General features: G+C 61.1%; 25 protein-coding genes, 3 pseudogenes and 1 other annotated feature. Of the genes and pseudogenes, 18 read left to right on the top strand and 10 right to left on the bottom strand.

Annotated features, from left to right (window positions below; translation table 11 throughout):
* The first annotated feature begins 36 nt into the window (after nucleotides 1-36).
* From HV744_RS00915 to HV744_RS37950, 5 genes are all read left to right on the top strand, one after another.
* Complete coding sequence (locus HV744_RS00915; protein WP_175147694.1) at nucleotides 37-1551, top strand: mannose-1-phosphate guanylyltransferase/mannose-6-phosphate isomerase; 1515 nt, start codon at nucleotides 37-39, stop codon at nucleotides 1549-1551.
* A 57-nt stretch (nucleotides 1552-1608) separates the two neighbouring features.
* On the top strand, nucleotides 1609-2991 hold the full coding sequence (locus HV744_RS00910) for an undecaprenyl-phosphate glucose phosphotransferase (protein WP_175147693.1): 1383 nt from the start codon (nucleotides 1609-1611) through the stop codon (nucleotides 2989-2991).
* 127 nt (nucleotides 2992-3118) lie between these two features.
* Entirely contained in the window at nucleotides 3119-4180 is a 1062-nt protein-coding gene (locus HV744_RS00905) for a sugar-transfer associated ATP-grasp domain-containing protein (RefSeq protein ID WP_175147692.1), read from the top strand.
* A gap of 107 nt (nucleotides 4181-4287) precedes the next feature.
* Nucleotides 4288-4599 carry a hypothetical protein gene (locus HV744_RS00900; RefSeq protein ID WP_175147691.1) on the top strand — a complete coding sequence of 104 codons (312 nt, stop codon included), beginning with the start codon at nucleotides 4288-4290 and terminating at the stop codon, nucleotides 4597-4599.
* A gap of 226 nt (nucleotides 4600-4825) precedes the next feature.
* A complete protein-coding gene (locus HV744_RS37950) occupies nucleotides 4826-4948 on the top strand; it encodes a hypothetical protein (RefSeq protein WP_281363620.1) in 123 nt (40 codons plus the stop codon).
* Nucleotides 4949-5578: 630 nt separating this feature from the next.
* Here the strand turns inward: HV744_RS37950 and HV744_RS00895 are convergent.
* Nucleotides 5579-5923 (bottom strand): helix-turn-helix domain-containing protein, encoded by a 345-nt coding sequence (locus HV744_RS00895; protein ID WP_175147690.1) that lies wholly within the window; start codon nucleotides 5921-5923, stop codon nucleotides 5579-5581.
* Between the two features lie 229 nt (nucleotides 5924-6152).
* Between HV744_RS00895 and HV744_RS00890 the strand changes: the two genes are divergently transcribed.
* The 7 genes and pseudogenes from HV744_RS00890 to HV744_RS00865 all read left to right on the top strand — a co-directional run bounded on the left by HV744_RS00890 (nucleotide 6153) and on the right by HV744_RS00865 (nucleotide 10540).
* Entirely contained in the window at nucleotides 6153-6623 is a 471-nt protein-coding gene (locus HV744_RS00890; RefSeq protein WP_246278886.1) for a hypothetical protein, read from the top strand.
* A 12-nt stretch (nucleotides 6624-6635) separates the two neighbouring features.
* A pseudogene (locus HV744_RS38380) lies at nucleotides 6636-6908 on the top strand (HAD domain-containing protein); the annotation flags it as partial.
* Nucleotides 6909-6988: 80 nt separating this feature from the next.
* Nucleotides 6989-7210, top strand: coding sequence for an HAD domain-containing protein (locus HV744_RS38375; RefSeq protein ID WP_246278910.1), 222 nt, complete (start codon nucleotides 6989-6991; stop codon nucleotides 7208-7210).
* A gap of 477 nt (nucleotides 7211-7687) precedes the next feature.
* Nucleotides 7688-8206 (top strand): 3'-5' exonuclease family protein, encoded by a 519-nt coding sequence (locus tag HV744_RS00880; RefSeq protein ID WP_175147689.1) that lies wholly within the window; start codon nucleotides 7688-7690, stop codon nucleotides 8204-8206.
* A gap of 98 nt (nucleotides 8207-8304) precedes the next feature.
* Nucleotides 8305-9351 (top strand): helix-turn-helix domain-containing protein, encoded by a 1047-nt coding sequence (locus HV744_RS00875; RefSeq protein WP_175147688.1) that lies wholly within the window; start codon nucleotides 8305-8307, stop codon nucleotides 9349-9351.
* 115 nt (nucleotides 9352-9466) lie between these two features.
* On the top strand, nucleotides 9467-9904 hold the full coding sequence (locus HV744_RS00870) for a hypothetical protein (RefSeq protein WP_175147687.1): 438 nt from the start codon (nucleotides 9467-9469) through the stop codon (nucleotides 9902-9904).
* Nucleotides 9905-10273: 369 nt separating this feature from the next.
* Nucleotides 10274-10540, top strand: a complete 267-nt coding sequence (locus HV744_RS00865) for a hypothetical protein (RefSeq protein WP_175147686.1) — start codon at nucleotides 10274-10276, stop codon at nucleotides 10538-10540.
* 156 nt (nucleotides 10541-10696) lie between these two features.
* On the opposite strand, the gene HV744_RS00860 is transcribed toward HV744_RS00865, so the two are convergent.
* Both HV744_RS00860 and HV744_RS00855 read right to left on the bottom strand, forming a co-directional pair.
* The gene (locus tag HV744_RS00860) at nucleotides 10697-11071 is read right to left on the bottom strand and encodes a hypothetical protein (protein WP_175147685.1); all 375 of its coding nucleotides are present in this window, start codon (nucleotides 11069-11071) and stop codon (nucleotides 10697-10699) included.
* A gap of 650 nt (nucleotides 11072-11721) precedes the next feature.
* A complete protein-coding gene (locus HV744_RS00855; RefSeq protein WP_175147684.1) occupies nucleotides 11722-11973 on the bottom strand; it encodes a YkvA family protein in 252 nt (83 codons plus the stop codon).
* Nucleotides 11974-12195: 222 nt separating this feature from the next.
* On the opposite strand from HV744_RS00855, the gene HV744_RS00850 reads away from it, so the two are divergent.
* From HV744_RS00850 to HV744_RS00845, 3 genes are all read left to right on the top strand, one after another.
* Nucleotides 12196-12393, top strand: coding sequence for a hypothetical protein (locus HV744_RS00850; RefSeq protein WP_175147683.1), 198 nt, complete (start codon nucleotides 12196-12198; stop codon nucleotides 12391-12393).
* 141 nt (nucleotides 12394-12534) lie between these two features.
* Nucleotides 12535-12765 carry a hypothetical protein gene (locus HV744_RS36995; RefSeq protein WP_246278885.1) on the top strand — a complete coding sequence of 77 codons (231 nt, stop codon included), beginning with the start codon at nucleotides 12535-12537 and terminating at the stop codon, nucleotides 12763-12765.
* A gap of 667 nt (nucleotides 12766-13432) precedes the next feature.
* The gene (locus tag HV744_RS00845; RefSeq protein ID WP_175147682.1) at nucleotides 13433-14464 is read left to right on the top strand and encodes a thermonuclease family protein; all 1032 of its coding nucleotides are present in this window, start codon (nucleotides 13433-13435) and stop codon (nucleotides 14462-14464) included.
* Nucleotides 14465-14513: 49 nt separating this feature from the next.
* Here the strand turns inward: HV744_RS00845 and HV744_RS38370 are convergent.
* The 5 genes and pseudogenes from HV744_RS38370 to HV744_RS00815 all read right to left on the bottom strand — a co-directional run bounded on the left by HV744_RS38370 (nucleotide 14514) and on the right by HV744_RS00815 (nucleotide 18230).
* A pseudogene (locus HV744_RS38370) lies at nucleotides 14514-15620 on the bottom strand (transposase).
* Nucleotides 15226-15342 (bottom strand) — a sequence feature (AL1L pseudoknot). (Overlaps the previous pseudogene by 117 nt.)
* Nucleotides 15621-15727: 107 nt before the next feature.
* Nucleotides 15728-16114: pseudogene (locus HV744_RS00830) on the bottom strand (DNA polymerase Y family protein); the annotation flags it as partial.
* A 242-nt stretch (nucleotides 16115-16356) separates the two neighbouring features.
* Nucleotides 16357-16935, bottom strand: a complete 579-nt coding sequence (locus HV744_RS00825) for a YceI family protein (RefSeq protein ID WP_175147681.1) — start codon at nucleotides 16933-16935, stop codon at nucleotides 16357-16359.
* Nucleotides 16936-16983: 48 nt separating this feature from the next.
* The gene (locus tag HV744_RS00820; RefSeq protein ID WP_425497643.1) at nucleotides 16984-17571 is read right to left on the bottom strand and encodes a YceI family protein; all 588 of its coding nucleotides are present in this window, start codon (nucleotides 17569-17571) and stop codon (nucleotides 16984-16986) included.
* 104 nt (nucleotides 17572-17675) lie between these two features.
* Entirely contained in the window at nucleotides 17676-18230 is a 555-nt protein-coding gene (locus HV744_RS00815; RefSeq protein ID WP_175147679.1) for a cytochrome b, read from the bottom strand.
* 232 nt (nucleotides 18231-18462) lie between these two features.
* On the opposite strand from HV744_RS00815, the gene HV744_RS00810 reads away from it, so the two are divergent.
* Nucleotides 18463-19713, top strand: coding sequence for an arsenic transporter (locus HV744_RS00810; protein ID WP_175147678.1), 1251 nt, complete (start codon nucleotides 18463-18465; stop codon nucleotides 19711-19713).
* Between the two features lie 70 nt (nucleotides 19714-19783).
* Here the strand turns inward: HV744_RS00810 and HV744_RS00805 are convergent, their stop codons facing one another.
* Both HV744_RS00805 and HV744_RS00800 read right to left on the bottom strand, forming a co-directional pair.
* Nucleotides 19784-20029, bottom strand: coding sequence for a hypothetical protein (locus HV744_RS00805; protein WP_175147677.1), 246 nt, complete (start codon nucleotides 20027-20029; stop codon nucleotides 19784-19786).
* A gap of 343 nt (nucleotides 20030-20372) precedes the next feature.
* Nucleotides 20373-20714, bottom strand: coding sequence for a hypothetical protein (locus HV744_RS00800; RefSeq protein ID WP_175147676.1), 342 nt, complete (start codon nucleotides 20712-20714; stop codon nucleotides 20373-20375).
* Nucleotides 20715-20735: 21 nt separating this feature from the next.
* Here HV744_RS00800 and HV744_RS00795 point away from each other — a divergent pair, with 21 nt between their 5' ends.
* Together HV744_RS00795 and HV744_RS00790 are read left to right on the top strand one after the other, a co-directional pair.
* A complete protein-coding gene (locus HV744_RS00795; protein WP_175147675.1) occupies nucleotides 20736-21041 on the top strand; it encodes a hypothetical protein in 306 nt (101 codons plus the stop codon).
* A 122-nt stretch (nucleotides 21042-21163) separates the two neighbouring features.
* Nucleotides 21164-21457 carry an EF-hand domain-containing protein gene (locus HV744_RS00790; RefSeq protein ID WP_175147674.1) on the top strand — a complete coding sequence of 98 codons (294 nt, stop codon included), beginning with the start codon at nucleotides 21164-21166 and terminating at the stop codon, nucleotides 21455-21457.
* The last annotated feature ends 4 nt before the right edge of the window (nucleotides 21458-21461 follow it).

Here is a 21461-nt window from a genome sequence, read left to right as displayed (position 1 = left end):
CTTCTGCGAGCTGGCTTCAATATATAGGATCTTTAAATGGACAAGGTAACGGTAATTGCGGACGAGACGGATATCGATGCCATTGATGAGGCTTTGGTGGATTGTCCACCGCTCGTGCAAGTGATTCTCGCTGGCGGATCCGGAACTCGTCTGTGGCCCGTGTCGCGCGAACAGTTTCCCAAGCAGCTAATCGACGTGATCGGCAACCAGACGCTGCTACAAGCTACCATGGGACGGATGGCCGGATTTAGTACTACGTGGGATGTCGCAGCGGACCCCGTCATTGTCTGTGGCGCCGAGCATTACTTCGCAACTTACGAACAGGCTCGGGAGGTCGGCGTGAACGCGCGCATCGTGGTGGAACCCGCTCGCCGGGACACCGCGCCGGCTCTCACGCTTGCCGCATTGGACGCATGCGCGGACGGGCACGACGCCATCCTGGTTGCTATGCCCGCGGACCATGCAATTGTGAACCTGGAGGCGCTTCACAGTGCGATCGAGAACGCAGCCCGCTATGCGCAAGCAGGTGCGATCGCCGCGTTAGGCGTTCCGCCTGACCGCGCCGACACAGGATTCGGTTACATCCGCCTCGGCAGCGCGCTGGAGGACGGGGCGCATCGCATTGAGCGTTTTGTGGAGAAGCCCGCTGCGGAGCTCGCCGCTCAATACGTCGACTCCGGCAAATACTGGTGGAACAGCGGGATGTTCGTGGTTCGTTCGTCCGTGTGGCTCGCTGCCATCGAGCAGTTCCAGCCAGAGATACATGCCGCGAGTGTCCACGCCTATCACGGCGCCAAAAGAGCAGATGAGTGTGTCATTCCAGATGCCGCTGAGTTCCTGCGGTCGCCATCCGATTCAATCGATTACGCGGTGATGGAGCACCTCGGCAAGCCTGATTCGCCGTTCACTGGCGTAGTGGTGCCGCTCGAAGCGGGTTGGTCGGATCTCGGCTCGTGGGACGCGGTCTGGCAAGCGATGGAAAAGGACGAGTGCGGCAATGCATCGAACGGACGCGTGCTGTTCGAAGGCGCAACGGCAACCTATGCGCGTTCGCAAGGCGGCAGACTGCTGGCGTGCGTCGGCACGAACAACCTAATCGTGATCGAGACCGACGACGCAGTGCTGGTTGCGGACCGCTCGCACGTGCAGGACGTCAAGGGACTTGTGTCACGTATCAAACGTGAGAAGTCGCCAGAGGCCGACGCGCATAGAAAAGTCCGCCGGCCGTGGGGCTTCTACGATTCGATCGATCACGGCGACCGCTTCCAGGTCAAGCGAATTGTCGTGATGCCTGGCGCGCGACTGTCGTTGCAAATGCATCACCATCGCGCCGAGCATTGGATCGTCGTGAGCGGAACGGCGCTCGTCACGCGTGGCGAAGAACAATTTCTTCTCGGCGAAAACGAATCGACCTACATCCCGCTAGGCATACGTCATCGTTTGGAAAATCCAGGTTGTGTACCGCTTCAGATTATCGAGGTTCAGTCGGGAACCTATCTTGGCGAAGACGACATTGTCAGATTCGACGACAAGTATGGGCGGTGCGGCTAATTCGGTCGCGTTGAACGAACGGTTGATGCGTCCGGTGCGTGCTTTCTGGGGGCTGCAATGCGATTGATTGCTGGTCTGATGGCGAGACTGTTCGACGTGTTGATGATTTTGGCGGGCGCATTCGTGGCCTCCCGGATCCGCTTCGATGACGGCTCCCAACGAAGTTTCTATCTGGCGTTCGTGGCCTTCGCAGCGGCGTTTTCGCTTGCGGTCTTTCCGGCGCTGGGCGTCTACGAATCATGGCGCGGCCGTTCCAAGAGAGCACTCGCAGGGCATGTCGCGCTCGGGTGGCTAGTCGTGCAGGCCTGTGCGATGGCGTTGATGTTCTCGTTGCATCGTATCGACTTCGTTTCTCGTCTCTGGTTTGCGTACTGGACGGGCATTTCGGGCGCCGCAATGATTGCCGGCCGCATGATTACGCACGTTTTGCTTGGCCGGGTGCGCAACGCGGGACTGAATTTGCAGCAGGTTGCGGTTGCTGCATGCGGGAACCATTGCGATGAGATTATTCGCAAGATGGAGGTGACACCCGCTGCCGGCTTTCGTGCCAACGCGCTTTATAATCTTCGGCCCGGTACCGCGATTACGACCACGACGCCCGTGCGGGTCTTTGAAGAGCATTCAGCCTTCGCCCGGTACGTTCGTGAACAGAACATCGGTGAAGTCTGGCTCGCATTGCCGCTGACCGAAGAGCGCGCGATTTTCAAGCTGGTCGACGAGTTTCGCAATGACCTGATCAATATACGTTTCATGCCCGATGTGCGTACGCTTGCGCTTTTTGAAGGAAGCATGACAGACCTGCTGGGCGTTCCGGCGATCAACCTGGCGGCGCCGCCGTTGCCGCCCAATGCGATGGTGCAGAAGGAAGTGTTTGACCGTCTCTTTGCACTAGCTGCGCTGATTGCGGTATCGCCAATCCTGCTTGCATGTGCGATTGCAGTGAAGCTGAGTTCACCCGGACCGGTATTTTTCAAGCAATGCCGGAAAGGGGCCGACGGACGCGTCTTCACGATCTACAAGTTTCGCACCATGCGTCTGCACGTGCAAAAGCAGGGCGTCCTCGAGCAAGCTACACGTGGTGATCCACGCATTACCACCGTGGGCGGGTTCCTTCGTCGCACGAGCCTTGATGAATTGCCGCAGTTCTTTAACGTGCTACGCGGTGACATGTCGGTAGTGGGACCACGTCCTCACGCACTTGAACACGACGATCTCTACCAGAACATCGTTTCCGGCTATATCCATCGCTACCGCATCAAGCCTGGCATCACCGGATGGGCGCAGATCAACGGCTTTCGGGGCGAAACCGATCGCATCGAAAAGATGGAGGGCCGGGTAGCACACGATTTGTATTACCTGAGGAATTGGTCATTCAGACTCGACGTAAAGATCATTTTTGCGACTGTATTCAAGGGGCTCCATCATCCTAATGCTTATTGATCTTTAGATTGATGCCCCAGTAATACTGGTACAGGAAGTGAAGCGGTACGGTGTTTTGGCTTCATAAACCCAGCATTCCTCGTAGGGACCATATGCGAAACTTAACCGAGTATCTCCTGAGCAGAACATGATCTTACTTGACGCAGAGAGCATGGTGAGACGGTCCATAAAGAGGGTGGGACAATATAAGTTCCACCGGGATCATGGTGTCGAGGCGAGGAAGATCCTGCAATTCCTGGAGACGGAATACGGAAAGGCCGACCCGGTGAACCTGAGGCTCGCCGACACTTACGCGCGCGAAGTGTTCGGGGATGCGATCTACGCGCCTTGGCTTCGCGTCTACACGGCGTTCAGCGGCACCTTCAAGGAAGGTTGGATCCCGGATAACTACTATGGCAGCGTTGTGGTGCCGAGTATGAAAGGCTGGTATGGCAAGATATCAGGTCTGAAGGCGATCTCGCGGCTGATCTTCGACGGCGACGCAATTCCGGACGTTGCCTATTTCGCAAACGGCCTGTTTTTAACGGACAAAAACGTGGTGGTTCCCGAGCGCGAAATTGAGGGCGTTGTCTTCCGGCACTGCGATAGAGTCGTTTTCAAACTGGATCGGTCCCAGCAAGGCAAAGGTGCTTACATTTTTGATAAGAGCACTTTCGACGTCGAAATCATCAAGTCGCTTGGCAATGGAGTCATGCAAAAATTCATTATTCAAAACAGTGTGTTTAATGCTTTTGCTTCGAAATCCGTTGCTACGTTGCGCTTCACGACAGTGGTGGACGACCTCGGCGGTATCTCCGTTCGAGCATGTTTCCTGCGCTTGGGAAGAGCGGAAGATACCCATGTGCAGACTGATCGGGAGATCTGCGTGCCAGTCAACCTGGCGACTGGCGAGCTTGATCGGGAAGGTTACATGAGTGACTGGGCCGCTACAGAAGAGCATCCGGATTCGAGGATTCCGTTCAGCGGCGTGACGGTTCCGGCATTTAGACAATGCGTCGCCACGGTCCTCGAACTTCATAAGAAGATCCCGTTTGCGCGATGCGTTGGATGGGATATCACCGTCGATGAAGACGACAATGTTCAGGTGATGGAATGGAACGGCGAACACAATGACGTGAAGTTCAGTGAGGCCACCCAAGGCCCTTGTTTTTCTGACTTGAAGTGGGAACGACTCAAAGCTGCTGTTTGAATGAGAACTGCATGGAGGAAGGTCACACGCGCGTCATTGAACTCTTTCCAGGAGCAAGGTGCAGGGCGCGGTGATCGGCGATTCAGGACCCCCTACGGAGACGGGACGTGAGCGACCAGTTATGGTGCGTCCATATCGAAGGACTTAACGACTTCATTGCCACCGATTCTCAAGAAGCGGCTGAGCAGGAGGCGTCGGCTATGAACGCCTATATCGACAGGACGGAGAGGGGGGAGCGCGCAGCGGTCTTGCGAGCGGTAGTAGTCGAATGGCCATTCACTCCAGCGGGCCATGCGCGGGCGCTGAAGGACGACTGGAATGACGTGCAACGTATGCCGCACAGACAACCGTCCGGGAGCGTGTTGGTCAATATCGCGCGACGTGTGAAAGAGCTTGTCTCGGTGGCTCGCGGTAAGTAGTCGGGCCTGCAAAATTCAGTTTCCTTGAACAACGACAACAAAGGCGCGGCGTACGGCTGCGGTGGAATCCATGCTCCTGAAGCGTCCTGGACGCGCTGACGACGGATGCGGCATGACTACTGCAAGCGGCTCTGATAATCATATAGCCGGCCCGGCTCCGTTCCGATAGAACGGCTGGCGTAGAGTCAGGGTGCAAACCCACCGACTTGACGCACAGGAGGCCGGCATGGACAAGTTTAGTGGAATCGACCTGCACTCGAACAACAGTGTGGTCGTGGTCAGCGACGAAGCTGACCGGATCGTATACCAGCGGACTGTTGCCGACCAATTCTATTCGCTGGTTATGTAAGCATTCCTGATTATATAGAAGATGCCTTGTCCTGCCATCCTTATTGCGACACAACCCCTCACTCTGCCAGGCTTTGCCAAGTGACGCCCGCAGTGTCGGAGCTTGATCCCCTGAGGGTCATTGAGGTGATCGCAGAGGCGCGTCTGATGACTTGGCGTCCGCCGAGCGCCTGGGTCTGAGCCTGCGCCAGGTCGAGCGGCTCGTGACCCGTTGCCGTGCCGACGCCGCTTTTGACTTCGTGGCGGTACGGCATGCGCAACAATCACCAGTTGCCCCAGACGCTACTTGACCACGCACTCGGACAAATTCACGAGTGTTACGCCGATTTTGGGCGGCCGCTGTCCCTGTTCCGGCGAACTGTTGCAGATCGACCGGAGTAACCATCACTGTTCGTGTGACGGGGCGTCTGGTTGCACGCTGCTGGTTATGTCGGCGACGCGATGAACCGACTGATGCACCTGCACTTCAGGCGACCGAGTCGACGTTCAGCTATTTCAAGTCGACGCTCGTGTACCACGAACGACATGGCTAGCCGGCGGCATCCTGCAGCGACCGTTTCAGCGCGTATTCCAAGTCAAGAAGCGCGCACTGTCGGTGGGAAGCACGTTGACTGGCCGGCAGGAAAACCACTTAGTTCCCTCGCCGGGGCCTCCGGTCTGAGCGATCAGTACCCGGGCTGCCAGCTTTGTCGGCGGCGGCCTTCATGCGCTTTCCGGCCGACGTCGGCGCTCTCTTGGTCGAGCGAGGAGGTCTTTTGAGTTTCTTTTCAACTTCGGCGACGAGTTCACTGGGCGAGCATTTCAAAGCGGCTGCAAGCGAAAACAGCATTGTCAAAGTCGGTTGATGCTGGCCAAGTTCCAGCATGCTGACGTAATTGCGCCGTATATCCGCCTCAAAGGCGAACTGCTCCTGTGTTAGCTCGGCGCGAATGCGGTGCTCGCGTAAGACCGCGCCAAAGACTTCGGCCAACTCCAAATTTTTCTCCCAGTGAAATGGGAGCACTGTCCAGTTGGCGCTATAATTTGTCTTCCCAGTGAACTGGGAATTAGATGGGTGATGTCTGGCCGGAACCCATATGCAACCGGGGTTTGGGGAGTTTTGATGGCGGCTAAATGTTCTCCAGCGGGATGTTTGACTCTCTTGAGGTCACTGGCATGCTCATCGAGCAGCTAGTGATAGAGAAAGCGTTTGAGGTAGAGGCTGTATGTTTGTGACAAGTGAAAATAACCGTTTGCCTGCGTCGGAAGTGCCGTTCGTGCCGGAGGGCTCCGGCGTGTGGGGCGTGATCTTGCAACTGGTGCCGCGCGACGTGCTGATTCTGCGGGTGTCGTCGCGCGGCTCGCGGGGCGTGCCGACAATCGTGATGATGGACCTGAAGGGCAGCGCGCCGTCGCTTGACCAGTTCGCGGACGGCGATAACGTGCTGCGCGGCGCCGCGGTGCTGAGTACGCGCCAGGCCCGGGAGGTCGGGCAGTGGACCCTGGAGCCGCTGAGCGAGATCCGCATCGGGGCGACCGAAGGCGGTTACGACGGCGATGACCTGCTGGTCTCGGTGACCCAGTTCACGACCGAGGCGGGGCGCCGGTTTTCCGTGCCGTACGCCGTGGCCACGCGTCCGGCGCGCGGCAAGCGGCTCTGGCGGGCGAAAGTGCCAGGCGCCGCAGCCAATCCCTGACCCGGGCTGGCCGTGGAAGCTTGCACGGGCGAGGGGTCACGCCTGCTCGGCGAGACGACGGACAGGCTGCCGCGCTGGCGAGGCGGGCTTGTGCTCTATCTGGATGTCGACGGCGTCCTGCATCCGGACAATGTGTGGTGCCGCCCGGTTGCCGGGCCGTCTGCCGCGGACCCGCCAGGGCATGGGCTGTTTGAACACGCGGCGCGGCTGGAGCGTTGCGTCCAGCCGTATCCCGACTTCCGCATCGTGCTGTCGACGGGCTGGGTGCGCGTGCCCGGCAGCGTGCGGAAGGCCGCCCGCCGCCTGCCGCCGGAGTTGCGCGGCCGGGTGGTCGGGGCTTTCACGGCCGGATGGATCCGCAGTGGTTGGATTCGCTGCCGCGCGGCGCGCCGGTGTGGGGCGAGGTGTGCCGCCGCCAGCCCGAGGCGTGGTTCGCGCTCGACGACGATGAGGCGGGCTGGCCGGCCGTGTGCCGCGATCATCTGCTCCACACGGATCCGGCGCGGGGCGTCAGTGCCCCGGCGGTGCTGGCAGAACTGCCGGCGCGGCTTGCTGCGCTGCACCGGCCGGAAGGGGGCTCGCCGTGATAATCCGCCTTATCACGGCGAGCGGGCGGCCGCCGCCACGGCGGGACGTTACCGGGAGCTGACGTGGGAAAACACAGGAAACAGCCGGTGTTGCCGCCCGATGAAACCTAGGAACAGTTGCGCACGCGGCTGCGGCGCTTCGCGCTCGCGACCCGCGACGACGCCAGGGCCTCCGCGACCGCGACGATCCCGTTTCCGGAGCAGGTGAGCGTGCTCGCCGGTTCGCTGCGCCGCGTACGGCCGCCGGGCACGCGGCCGGCGCAGGCTGGCCGCAGCGCTGGCGCTCCGGACCGGGATGACAACGGCGGGCCATGACGAATACGGTAAGAGATGTGGATGACTGGTGGCGCGCGACACACCGTGCGGGCGGTCCGGGCCGGTTCAATGAAGCAGGAGCGAACAGATGCTGAATGTCGAACGGACCAGTCATGGCGATGGACCGGTGCGTCCCGGTCACGCGAAGAGGCGCGCGCGGCCATGACCGATACCCGCTTTCACGGCGCACTGGTGTATCCCATCCCGACCGGGGCTGCCACCAGCTGGGACAACCGCTACTTCATCGACACCGAGTTCACCGATTTCCAGCGCTGCCAGCTGATCAGTCTCGCTGTCGTCGGCGAGAACGGGAACGAGTTCTACGGCGAGCGCACCGACTTCGATCCGACGCTGTGCAGCGACTTTGTCCGCGCCGTGGTGCTACCGCAACTCGGCCAGTTCGAGGGGCGCGCGATGCCGTTCGCCGCGCTGCGCGAGGCACTGCGCGCCTGGCTCGCGGGCATCCCGGGCGATGGGGCGCCGGTGCTTTGCTACGACTACGAGACGGACCTGAACCTGTTCCGGTTCCTGCTGGACGGTCCGCTGCCGCGCGGCTGGCGGCTCGAAAACATCGCGGGCCGGTGGGACCGGGGGCGGCGTGCTGCCTGGTTCGCACGGCATGGCGGCGAGCACCACGCGCTGCATGACGCGCGGGCCAACGCGTATGCCTTTGCTGGCTGAAGGCGGCGGACGGCATACGGTCGCTGGAAGAGCCGGCTGTCCGGTCGGGGAAAGACCGCCTTTCATTAAAACACAGGGGTGCCAGGCAGGAGACCAGCATGACCGGAGACCGTGAGTGGATTCCGCGATCCGACGCACCGCGGATCGCGCAGCGCCTGCGTGAGCGCCGCAGGGCGATGGGCCTGACACAGCAGAGCCTCGCCAGCCAGTCGGGCGTCGCCCGACTGACCTTTGTGCGCTGGGAAAAGGGAGGGTTACCCCGCAGCATGTCAGCTGACTTGCTCAAGTCGCTGGAGACCACACTGCAGGTGCCGCCAGGATGGCTCGTCAGTCATGCGGCCCAGCCGTTGCCGGATCCTGCCGTCAGCGTGGACGTTGCGTCAGCCACCCCGGTTGCGGGGTCTGGCGCGCACGCGACGGGCGTTTCCGCTATGAGCTGCGAAGCAATCGGCAGGCACGCGGCGAGGTTCAGGGCAGAACTCGGACTTGCTCTGGCCGAAGTCGCGAACGCCTGTCATGTGTCCACGACCACGCTGTCAAGGTGGGAGCAGGGAACGTTCAAAAGGGCGATGACAGCGCAGCGCCTGCGTGCCTGGGAGCGAGCGCTACTGCTGGCGCCGGGGCAACTGCTGGCGCCGCCGGCGGCACATCCCGCGGTGCGCGAGGGCAGGTGGCGCGTGACCGTTGAGGCTGGCACGCTCGAAGGCGCGATCCGTCGCGTCGCGGAATGCCTGGCCACCCGGGGACGACACCTGCTCAGACCGGAGCAGCCGCTGGATGCAAAAGCCGGCCGGGATGCCGACCTGCTTGCCCACCGCTACGGAATTGGCAGGCATCGCTGGCCACTGATCGATGTCGCCGTCGCCAACGGGATCACGCTCGCGCACGCACACCGGACTATCGCCCGCATGATCGCGCGGGCGGCACAGTTCGAGTTTGACATCACGGTGCTGGATGCCATCGTGGAGGCCAGTTCCGCAGGTTTGTCGTCCGCCACCGTGTTCGCCGAGGGCCGCATGCGTGAGCTGCTCGGGCCGTCGCTGTCTGTCGAACGCGCCGCGGCATTCGCCAGTGAGATCGTGTCCCGGCGGATCGCCGGCGCCGATGCCCGCATGGCTGTGGCCTGCACGAGCATCCCGGCATAAGCGGCGATTGTTCCGTCGGGCGTGCAGGCGACCGCGGTCCATATACGGGCCCTCGGCCAGTGTGCGTCCACAGGACTGCTGCGCCCGATGAAAGAGTCATTAAAAGGAGAGGCGGATGCTTCGAGTCACCATTGAGTTGCTGCCCGGTGGACGGGAAAGCGGAAAGCGTGTCATCGCCACGGCGGATATCGCACGGGTGAGCGACGGGGCACTCGCTAACTACAGCGTTGCCCTGGAAGAGGCGATGCTCGGTGCGGTCGGCGAGCGGGCGAGGGTGCGCGGTTATCCGAGGTGGGCGGGCAGCGTATGGGACCTCGTGGCGCGCTGTCTTGCCGCTGCACTGAATCAGGGGTGCGAGGCGTTGCCACCGCGACCCGTGCCCCCGGCGGTGACGGTTCGCATGAACGAAGCAGGCTTCCGTTACGTGCGTCTGGACGAAATTCCAGAGCCTGCCAGGACATACTTCGACCAGAAGCTTGCCGGTTCGGGCATTCCTGATCACGGCTGCGCCTTCGCGCACGACTGGTTCGACTTCCTCAACGGCCACCGCTGATGCCAGGGGCCACGCGCATGTGACCCGCGGGTCGGACCTGCGTGCGACGCGGATCGCTGCTCGAAATCCCTGGGCCTGCTCATACGATGTTGTCGTCACGCGTTGGCGGGCATGACTGAATCGGGCAGTGCGGCAAGGGGGCCTGCCGGCCAGTGGGAGGCTTCGATGCTGCAGGCGGCCAGACTGGCTGTACTGAAGGCGTGCGACTGCGGGACGGCGGAGCCGGTCGCCAGACGCGCCAGCCCGGATGCCAGCAGTTGTCCTGTCCAGCCGGATCGCTGGAAACAGGGTGCCGAGTTTTTTTCCGTCAGGCACGCGCAAAGCGGATAGGCATGCTCACCAGGTCAATTCCCACAGAGGATGTTCCGCATGGTCATGCTGGATAAGCGCCGTCACCTGGAAACCGTGCAGACCGTGTTCGGCCAGGGCGAGTGGCTAACCGAAGGTCGAATTGGTGCTCACGACATCATGGCTTCAGACAATGCCAGAGCAGAAGGTGATCGACGCGCTACTACGCGCGCTGCGTCATCGGGTTGCCGGAACCGCGACCCTATCAAGCCCCCGCTGGGTCGACCGGTTCGCCGGCACCGAGCGAACCCCGATGTCATCATCCGCCATGCGGCCGGCAACGCCTGAAGCATGGGCTGGCGATTGACGATGCGGTGCCCGGCATCGAGCGATTTGGCTTCCGAGAGCATGCGAACTCGTCGAACACTTCGTCCTGGTCGGCCGGGCCATCGGTATCAACGATCGGGGCGTGTTATCACGCAACGCCAGGTGGCCTGCCGATGGTCACACGTAGAAAATGGAGGACGTCCTGTGGTACCGCCAAAACGTTGGGTAGTCGAGATTATGGACGCCGCTGATGGCAGCGGCGACGGCGTGCTTCAACTGCCCGATACTCTCTGGGCGCAGCTCGAGGCTCAGGGCTGGCAGGTCGGCGATGTACTCGAAATCGACGTGTCCGGGCCCGGCCACGCGACGATCCGAAACCAGTACGCCGAATGCCGCCGGCTTTCCGTGCCGGGAAAAGGTTGAGGGGCAGGCGCGCGCGGCTGATCCGATCCGAATGCCGGCGGCGCGAACCAGTCCGCCGGCACGAGGCGCCAACTGCCTGGCGCTGGATGTCGGCAGGCGCAGCATCACCGTTTCGGCCGCAGCACCCATGTCTCACGACGTTGACCTGCGGTGTGGGCCAGCTCGATTTTGGCATCCTGCCAGGCGCCTGAGGGCCGACCATTCCTCAGGCACCACTCCGTTAACGTTTGCCTGCATTGTTGTCACAGCGACGGTATCGATTCTCCCATAGCAGAGGGGCTCCGCGGAGTGTTTGACTGTCAAGTGCGGCAAGTGTGCGGCGTGGGCGGTCCGTGACTTGGTGGAACTTCGGAACTTGCTGGATCGCATCGACGCGTTTGGCACGCGCGGGTGGTACATGGAATCGATTTGGTCAATGACGACCGACGCCCAGCGGCCCCGGCGCTCCCTGTCGAGCCTTCGAAGTGCGAAGGGCAGGTATCAGTGCGCACAGTCATCTGTGCCGTCAGCCAAAGACAAGTCATCGGCCAAAGCCGACGGTCGCCGATCAGCCGCTGTGCGGCGGCTGAAGGTCGCTTCACTGACATTCGCAAACCCGTGCCGACGAATGTCTTCTCTCTCTATCGACGAATTAGTCTTCCCGACCCACAAGAGACACTCAGCTCTACTAAGAGACGTCACTCACCTTTGCGGTGCGGTCCTGTGCGATCATCTCGGGTCCTGCGCCTTGATTCATGCGGCGTGGCGCGAACTCTGCAACATGTTCTTTGTTGATTTCATCACAGGCGGCGTAGCCGTTGCAACTGGATTGGCAGACAACGGACTATCAAATGCAATGCCAGCGGAACTAGCACACCGTCGTCCACAATCCCGACGAATGGAACAGCGACATTGAAAGGATCGATCGCATACAGCGCCACCAGAGCGGTCGCGGGCATCAGCCATCTTGGACGGTCGGGATGCCGCAGCGCATATAAGAGCACGCGCAAATCGTCCCGGACAACCTTCCATAGCAAAGCGATTTTTTTCATTCCGACAGCTCCCCGCCCATCATCACCTTAGAAGGCCGTTTCTCACAGATCAGATCCTACTCCTGGATACGGGGCGGTGATGGTAGATAAACGTCAACCGAATTCGGCCCCTTTTCTTTTGATTGTTGGCGATCTGCCGGCGCTCAGAAGCTTGGAACTTGGAAACGGCCAGTTGCGTCAAAGTTAGTCTCGGTTCATTCCAGAGTAAGCGGAGACACACACATGCTGAGCCCGCACGAATTTGCCACCCTGATGCTAGTCGCGGCTGCGCCGGAGGAGATTGACCTGAACCGCGAAGAGTTCGACACACTGCTGGACTGTCAGCTGGTCGCCCTGGAAAAGCTGGGGTCCGGAACTCAACGCCCCCGTCTTACCCGCGACGGCGATTCAGTTCTTCGCGCGATTGCCCGAAAACCCTGAGCTGCAACCCGCCAACAAAATTGTCGGTCACGCGCGTGCCACGTCTGGCGCGTATCTTCGGTCCACTCACGAGATCGCGCTGTATCACGTCGCCCGCCGCCAAACGGAGCGCCTGCGCCTGATGTCAGTCCGAGGGACGTTATGCACTTCTATCACCACGGTGTAGCAATACAGCCGTCGGTAGCAAGGGACGGTAATACTTTTGTCGCGCGGGTATCAATTCTTGAGGAAGATGGCGGGGCCACCTCGCTTGGTGATCTGGGGTATTTTGCGAACCGGCAATCAGCCTTCGCGTTTGCCGTGCGGTGCGGCACTGCATTCGCGGACGATGAGCCGATGCCACGACCTCCATGTGATATCCAGCCCAGCTGAACCGTTGTAGCAAGCTGCCGTTAAGATTCGTCGGGCGCGACGTAGGATTTGCGCCTGGCTGCTGAAGGGCCAGCGAGCGCGTGTCGCTACACCACTACGTCCATGTGCTCGACGAACGACGGTTTCAGAACGGCCACGAGCCGCCGTTCGCTCACTCGTTTGCCCGGACACTCAAACGGCAACTCCGCATCAACAAGCGGCCGTTCCGCTTACGACTGTGAACGTTGCAAGGTCGGGCAAGCGAGTCGATCTTGCCTGCGACACCAGGAAGTCGGGTTTCCTGTCGTATAGCGGCTGGATCGTTTGGATAGATGTGCGCGTGGTCACGGCCACCCGCACCGCACGAACGACGAGGCGTAGCGGGTCAGGTTTAGCGTGTCTCGTGGTATCTGTGCGACAGTATGGATTCTCCTTATAGTCTGTCGCGGTCGGTGGCGCCGATCGCTCTTTGCACTCGGTGGAGTGCACGTGTAGGGGACTCGCGACGCCATCGACACCACAGCGTGCGTGCAGTGCGCTGACTAACTGTCGTGCGGCAGCCGCCTCGAATTGTCATAAAAGATTCTTTTCAAATGTATTGATTTTTGAACCGCACGGCCAATAATTTTTACAGCCTTCTTTCCAAAGTGGCCGAACACACGTCCGGTTGTGATGTTGGCGCTGCCCCGTGGCGGCTACGCTGACTCTGGTTATTTTTCTGGCGGACGCGAGGATGGCGCAAGCAATTCACGTTCGTACTGCAATGTCGCATCGTGGCCAGCTAGGAGAACAAGCCATGGTCGCAGCAAAGAAATCGCGTTATACCCTAGTTAAGGGGAAGTATTGGATTCACAACCCAGACAAGCCGCGTCAAGGCCCACAACCCGACGGCGACACCGTCGCATTCATTCCTGATTCTCTAGATGTTGTCCGTCAGTTGCGAAAGATTTCGGGCAGACCGGCGGATATCCATGGTGGGCGGATCAACGTTCGCTATGAAGGTATTGATGCGCTTGAAACGCACTTTCAGGGCGCACATCAGGAACTTAAATTTGCGCTTGCCGCCCGCGACCGAAATTTGGCGCTGTTGGGGTTTAAGAATGTTCGCTTTTTCGCAGATTTGCCAAACGTGGTTCAGTCTGTGGACCAGAACCCGTTACTCGGTTACGTGTTGGCGAATGGTATCGAAGCCAACGGCCGGTTGCTTGGATTGGTGTACGCCGGCGCGCCGGGCCACGACGACGGTGAAAGGGTGTTCATTGATACGGCGATGCTAGACCAGAGCGTTAATGCGAAGCTAGTCGCTGCTGGACTTGCCTATGTCGAGCCGTACGATTCGATGCCGATGTCGCTCGTAAAGCATCTGCGCGATGTCGTGCATAAGGTGCGAAGAGCAAATGAGGGATTTTTCCCCCACGAAAGCGTCACTACCGAAAAGGCAGCTCTGATCCAAAAGATTGAGGACGCTCAGGCGCTGGTCATGTGGCCGAAGCTATTCCGAAGGCTCGCGACGTTCCTCGATGAAGGGCATGTCGGAATTGCGCAGTTTGATGAGTGGATCCGTGACGATCCGGTCCATCGAGATGATACGCTGAGGTTGCCGGACGGCGAGAAAGGAAATATGCACGACACCTTCACTATCGACGGCGACAAATTGCAGTTGCGATTTCACCCTGAGGATCTCCTGATCACACCGGACCCGACGCCGGTTCCCAACTAACTAGCGGCCGTGAACTGAACCGCCCCGGGAATCGTGGAGGCTGGTTGGTTTAAGTTAATGCGGGTTCGGCGACCGGTGTTTCAAGTTGCCGGTAGTAGTTTGCCTCAGCTTCAGCAGGCGGGATGTAGCCGAGGGGTTCCATCAATCGATGATGATTGAACCAGGCCACCCATTCCAGCGTTGCCAACTCGACGGACTCCCGTGTTTTCCAGGTGCAGCGATGAATCAGTTCGGCCTTGTACAAACCGTTGATTGTCTCTGCCAGTGCGTTGTCGTAACTGTCGCCACGGCTACCAACCGAGGGCTCGATGCCCGCTTCGGCCAGTCGCTCGCTATAGCGAATGCTAACGTATTGGGCGGATTCAACCGGTCGTCGCAACACCCCCGAAATCGAAAGGGTGAAATGGCAAAGAAACACGGGCGGTGCCGCCGGGGAATCCGGCCGTTGGTAGGCTCTATCGGGCGCCCTGGCGTCAATCAGAAGCAGAACCTGCAACGGTTCTGGAAAGCAATTGCACAGGGTCTGTCAAGCGAGGAAGCGGCAGCCATAGCCGGTGTGTCTTCAGCGGTCGTTCGACCGTGCAGCGAGCCACCGCGATACGCTCCCGGTTCATCTGCTTCCAGACTTTATCCGCTCCGTAGACCCGCATGTTGGCCTGCCAGACACGCTGGATCTCGGACCGCAGGCGTTCATCGCGTATCGCACGAGCGCAGCGGCGCGACGGATCGCGAAGCTGTGCTGCATGGCGCCGGTAGCCCGACGGGGCAATCCGCAAGACCTTGCAGATCGGCTCGACCCCGAAGGTGCCGCGATGCTGATCGATGAAGGCCTTCAGGACTTCAGGCGGCGGTCAAGCTCCGCCTGGGCGAAAAACGCACTCGCCAGTTTCAGAATCTCGTTGGCGCGGCGCAGTTCCTTGACTTCGCGCTCCAGTGCCTTAAGACGTTCGCGTTCCGACGTGCTCACGCCCTCGCGCTCGCCGCTATCGACTTCATCTCGTTTGACCCACCCCAGCAATGTCTGGCTCGTGCAGCCGATCTTGGGGGCGATGGATTCGATCGCCGCCCACTGTGACGGATACTCGCCCCGATGTTCTTGCACCATGCACACTGCACGCTCCCGGACTTCAGCAGAAAATTTGGTCGACTTGTTCATGGCTCCATTTTCTCAAGAGTTGGAGCCTCCACCAAATCCGGGGCGGTTCATTGAATAGTAAGGGATGGTGCGTTAAGAAGACAAAAAGGGGGATAGGACCATCATTTGATTTCGTCGATGCCGCGATCTTCGATACGGTCCGTGAATGTGGCGACCGCCAACTTGAACAGACGCGAGTAGTGGCGGTACGAGTCGAAGTCGGTGGGCAGCAGGATCGCGTCGGGCGCGAGCGCGGCCGCCTTCATCATGCCCATCGCCGAGAACACGCCAAGTGCGCGCGCTTCGTAAGTGGACGTGGTCACCACGCCGCGGCCCGCATAATCGCGCAGCTTCGCGAAGCGGCGGCTGCCGTCTTCGAGCGTTTGCGGCACGCCGCTGCGGCCGCCGCCGATCACCACCGCGAGGCCGCGCAGTTCCGGATAGCGCAAAAGCTCGACGGACGCGTAGAACGCGTCCATGTCGAGGTGCGCGATGTGGCGGACTGGAGAACTCATGGGTGGCGAAAACGGATGACGGCAACGGCAGCGGACAGTTCATTCTAAGCGCGTGCCGTGCTGCCGCGCGGTATGGCCTGCTGCGTCGGGCCTCGGCCTGCGCAGAACACGATGCGCCGCGCGCCGGCTGCCAAACCGTAATAGTACCTTGCTCCGTCTTCGCCAGCGCGCTGTACGTCGTGTTGCGGCAACGTCGACCCGTTGCCGCAACCGCGTGAGGCGAGCTTGCCTAAGACCGGCGCTTACTGCTTGATGCCTTCAGCCTGAATGTGCAGCGTAGTCAGCATCTTGAAGCCGTAGGTCTTGCCGAAGTCGACGCCGAAATCGTCGCGATTGAACGTCGCGGTCGATTCCGTGCCGCAGACTTCGCGCTTGAGCATCGGGTTCACGAAGCACTTGAACGAATCGATCTTCAGATTGACCGGCTTGGTGATGCCGTGCATCGTCAGCGTGCCGATCACTTCCACCGGCTTGTCGCCGTCGAAGCGGATCTGCGTGCCCTTGTAGGTGGCGCTCGGGTACCTGGCGGCATCGAAGAACTTGTCGGTGACCAGTTCCGCGTCGAGCTTGTCGTTGCCGATATCGACCGAGTTCATGTCGATCGTCACGTCGACCGTGCCGGTCTTCGCCAGGCGATCCAGCACCACGGTGCCGCTGCCCTTCCTGAACTTGCCGCGCCAGGTCGAAATGCCGCCGAAGTGGTCGGTCTCGAAGCTCGGCGACGTGTGGGTCGGGTCGAGCTGATAGGTATCGGCTGCCATCGCGTTGAACGACAATGCAGCGGCCAGCGCGCCCGCGGCGAGCAAAAATTGATTCTTCAAGGTGTTCTCCAGGTTTCAGAAAGTGCTGTGAAGCTTCGGTGTTGTGCGTTACTTCTTTGAAGCGACGAGATGAAATTTGATGACGACTTCGTCGGCGACGACCGACGTGTCTTTCCATTCGCCCGTGCCGACGTCGAACTGCGAGCGCTTGATCGGCAACGAGCCGTCGAAGCTTTGCGTGGCGCCCTGGCTCGCGATGACGACCGGCACCACGACGGTTTGCGACTTGCCCTTGATGGTGAGCTTGCCGGTGATCCTGTACTGGTTGCCGCCGGCCGGCGCGATCGCGCTCGACACGAAGGTCGCGGCAGGCCAGCTTGCGCTATCGAACCACTCCTTGCCTTGCGCCTGCTTGTTGTAGTCGTCGGCGCCGAGGTCGTAGCTGCCGGTGTCGATCGACACGTTGGCGCTGCCCGCGGTCGGCCTGGCCGGATCGAAATTCAGTTGCGCCGAGAACTTCCTGAACTTGCCGTCGACCGGCACGTTCATCTGCTTCGTCGTGGCAACGACGGTGCTCTTGCTCAGGTCGACGTCGGCGTGCGCGAGGCCCGCGCCGGACAGCGCAAGGGCGGCGAGGCCGGCGAGCGTCGCGCGATGAACGGATTGAAAAGTGGTTGATTTCATGGTGGTACGCATCCTATCGAATCCGCGTGCGTTGATTGCACACCGCTGGGAATTAGATTGCCAACAAGTCGTGGCCAATTGACGGCCACGCGTATGTCGGTTGATCGTGACGATCGTTACTTGAGGAACGGAATCATCCGGGCGAGCAAGCCGTCGCGATCGACGAACTGATGCTTGAGCGCCGCCAGCACGTGCATGACGACGAGCGTCAGCAGCGTGTAGTTGAGCAGCACGTGGACCGTGCGCAGCGTGGCCTTGAGCGCCTGATCCGGGCCGATGAGCGTGGGCAGCGGCACGATGCCGAGATACACCACCTGAATGCCGGACGCTGAACTGTAGAAGTAGCCGGACAGCGGGATCGCCAGCATCAGCAGGTACAGCACGCCGTGCACCAGATGGGCGGCAGCCTTCTGCCACGCGGGCGTTGCGCTGTCGAGCGGCGGCGCGCGGTGGCTGGCGCGCCACAGCACGCGGGCCACGGCGAGCACGAGAACGGTCACGCCGATCCACTTGTGCCACGAGAAGTACTTCAGCTTGGTGGGCGTGAAGCCGGGGATATCGGTCATGATCCAGCCGATATAGAAGCCGCAGACGATCAGCGCCGCGATCAGCCAATGCAGCGCAATGCTTGCGCCGTGGTAGCGTTCAGAACCGGAAGGACGTGATGGCATGTTTTTGTGCTCTTGTGCTCGTTGATTGCGAGGTGTCGCGAGTGAATGCGGATGGTAGGGAGGCCAATGAAAACTGAATAGGCGGGCAGAAGGGAACAGATTGTTGTAGCGGTGACGCTAATGTGATTGAAATACGCGCGCTGTGGTAATTTTCCGGCTGAGTCGCAAACGCCTCGTCACCACACCGCGCGGCACCGCGCTCGCGCACCACCAACCATCCAGGGCCTATGTTGTGAATTCCGTTTTCCTGTCTTGGGGCATCGCCGCAATCGCCACGGCCGGCGTGATCACCCGGCCGTTCAAATGGCCTGAAGCCGTGTGGGCCGTCGCCGGCTCGCTGTTGCTGGTGTCGCTCAGGCTGTTGCCGCTGCATCTGGCGATCGAGGCGATCGGCAAGGGCACCGACGTCTACCTGTTCCTGTTCGGCATGATGCTGCTGTCGGAAGTCGGCCGCCGCGAAGGTCTGTTCGACTGGGTCGCGGTGCTCGCGGTCAATCACGCGCAGAGTTCGCCGCGCAAGCTCTTCGTGCTGGTGTACCTGGTCGGCGTGGTGATCACCGCGTTTCTGTCCAACGACGCCACCGCGGTCGTCCTCACGCCGGCCGTGTTTGCCGCCGCCAAAAAAGCGAAGACGCCGCCGCTGCCGTTGCTGTTTATCTGTGCGTTCGTCGCCAACGCGGCGAGCTTCGTGCTGCCGATTTCGAATCCGGCCAACATCGTGCTGTACGGCAATCACACGCCCGCGCTCGGCGCCTGGATGATGCGCTTCACGTTGCCGTCGTTGCTGTCGATCGTCGCGACCTACGTGATGTTGCGCTGGACCCAGCGCGACGCGCTCGCCGGCATCTGCGAGGCGAATCTCGAAGCGGTCGAACTGTCGTCGAGCGGGCGGGTCGCGCTTGCGGGCATCGCGGTGACCGCGGGCGTGTTGCTGACGGTCTCCGCGTACGATATCGCGCTCGGCATGCCCACCGCGATACTCGGCACGCTGACCGCGCTGGTCGTGCTGATTCTGGAGCGCAAGTCGCCGCTGCCGATGATCCGGGAAATCTCGTGGAGCGTGCTGCCGTTGGTCGCCGCGCTGTTCGTGCTGGTCGAGATGCTCGATCACACGGGTGTCATCACGACGCTGGCCACGACGCTGCGGCGCGCGACCGGGCACAACGAACTGGCGACGGCGGGCTGGGCCGGCGCGCTCATCGCGTTCGGCAGCAATCTGATGAACAACTTGCCGGCCGGGCTGATCGCCAGTTCGACGGTGATGCAGGCGCAGAGTCCGGAGCGTGTGATCGACGCGCTGCTGATCGGCGTCGACCTCGGCCCGAATCTGTCGATCACCGGCTCGCTCGCGACCATCCTCTGGCTCAACGCGATTCGCCGCGAAGGCGAGGACGTGAGCTTCCTGAAGTTTCTGAAGGTGGGCGCGCTGGTGATGGTGCCGGCCCTCGTGCTGGCGCTCGGCGCGCGGCTGCTGACCGGTTAAGCGGGGCGGGCGCGGCTGCCGCCGGATGGCTTGCGGGCCGCCGCGTCGTTGCGTGGCAAGCGGCTTGGCGTCATGACTGCGTAGCTGCCGCGCACTGCGGTGGCGCCGCACTGCGCGTTTCTTCCGCCGCGTGTAGCGAGCGTAGCGTCGCTTCGAGCCGTTCGACGCGCACGCGTTGCGCCTGCATCATCGACGAGCGGTACAGCACGCGCAGCCGCTGGTGCCAGTACGACAGAGGAAAGCGGTCGCGCGTGGAGATCAACCCGAAGACGACTTCGAGGTGGGCTATTTCCTTGTCTATGTCTTGATAACTCATCTGATGTTTCCCTTAAGTGTGGACGACGCTAGCCAACAGCGATCAGCAAACGACGTTCCCAGCCGGGCTGACGCGCGCCGGCGGCGGGCTGTCTTGCCGCCGGATCAAATCTTCAGCAGTTTGCCGGAGCCCTGCATTCATCGGCATTGCGCGGCAGGTCGGCGGTGTTTCAGGACAATGGGAATTCAGCATGCATTCGTGTGTAACGCATGTTCTGTGCTGGTCCGGGGACCTTTGTCTTTGTTGCAATCAACTTATCGAATTGGGACACGCTGAGCGCACTTTGTGACCGGTCTGCCTGCGGGCAGCGCTCAACACGCTTGGTGCGCTTCGCGCCGCGCAATCAGCGCGGCATCGTCATGAGCGGCTGCGCGTAGGTCACGGTTGGGGCAGGCACGACCGCGTAGTTGGTTGGCGGGGGCACGACGACGGTGGTGTAAATGGGCACGGGTATCATCGGCGGCACGGTGACGGTTGCCGTGACCGGAACCGCCAAGGGAGCGGCAACCGGCGGGGGCGCCGTCACATACACCGGATTGACCGGCACGGAGTAATAAACCGGCCGCGGCGGCGGTGCGTAGACCACGGCAGCGGGCATATACACGACGACCCCGGCGAATGCGGTCGATGAACAGGCGAGACCGATGGCGGTAAAAGTAGAGGCGCAGGCGAGACGGATAGTCACTTGGTACTCCTGAAGCGTTGAGTGGCGCGTCTGCTGTCGAAGCAGCGGGCCGGGTGGTCCGGATTCGCGTGGAAGCTCGCCCGTTCCGTGGATGCGCTGGTGGCGCTGATGCTGCTGGCGGCACATGCGGTGCTTGCGATGCCTGCTGCGCCGGCAGACGAAAGATACGCAAAGCGCCGTCAAAACGGCACGACAAACTCATTTCATTCGATGTCACGACGAAGCGGTGTCCGTCATGTGGGCGGTGCGCGTATGTATGAAGTACTTGTTGCGTCTCGCGGGCGAATCCGCGTGACGGCCGGCGCGGGTACTCGCGAAGACTCATGACATAAGTCGACATGATTCTGCATTTGCCAGCCGGCGACGCATCCACAAGAATTCGGCCTGTCATCGAAACGGATCGCGGCATCAGCAGGCGACGCACGATGGCTCAATCGAAGGAGTCAGTCATGAAGAAGTTGTTCGCCGCCGTGCTGCTGTGCTGCGCTTCCACCGTCACGTTCGCCCAGAGCGTCGCGCCGCAAGGCGGCAACCCGCAGCGGATGGAACGCATGGTGCAGCAGTTGCAGGTGCGCTTTTCGAATGCCAACACCACGCACGACGGCAAGCTCACGAAGCAACAGGCCGAAGCTGGCATGCCGATGGTCGCCAAACATTTCGACGAGATCGATACGCAGAAGGCGGGCTACATCACGTTGGCGCAAATCGAAGCATTCATGCAGGAACGCGGGGCGGCGCACTGAGCCG

This window comes from Paraburkholderia ultramafica (genome assembly GCF_902859915.1).
In the GTDB taxonomy this organism is placed as follows: domain Bacteria; phylum Pseudomonadota; class Gammaproteobacteria; order Burkholderiales; family Burkholderiaceae; genus Paraburkholderia; species Paraburkholderia ultramafica.
This window is presented reverse-complemented; position numbering and strand designations above follow the sequence as displayed.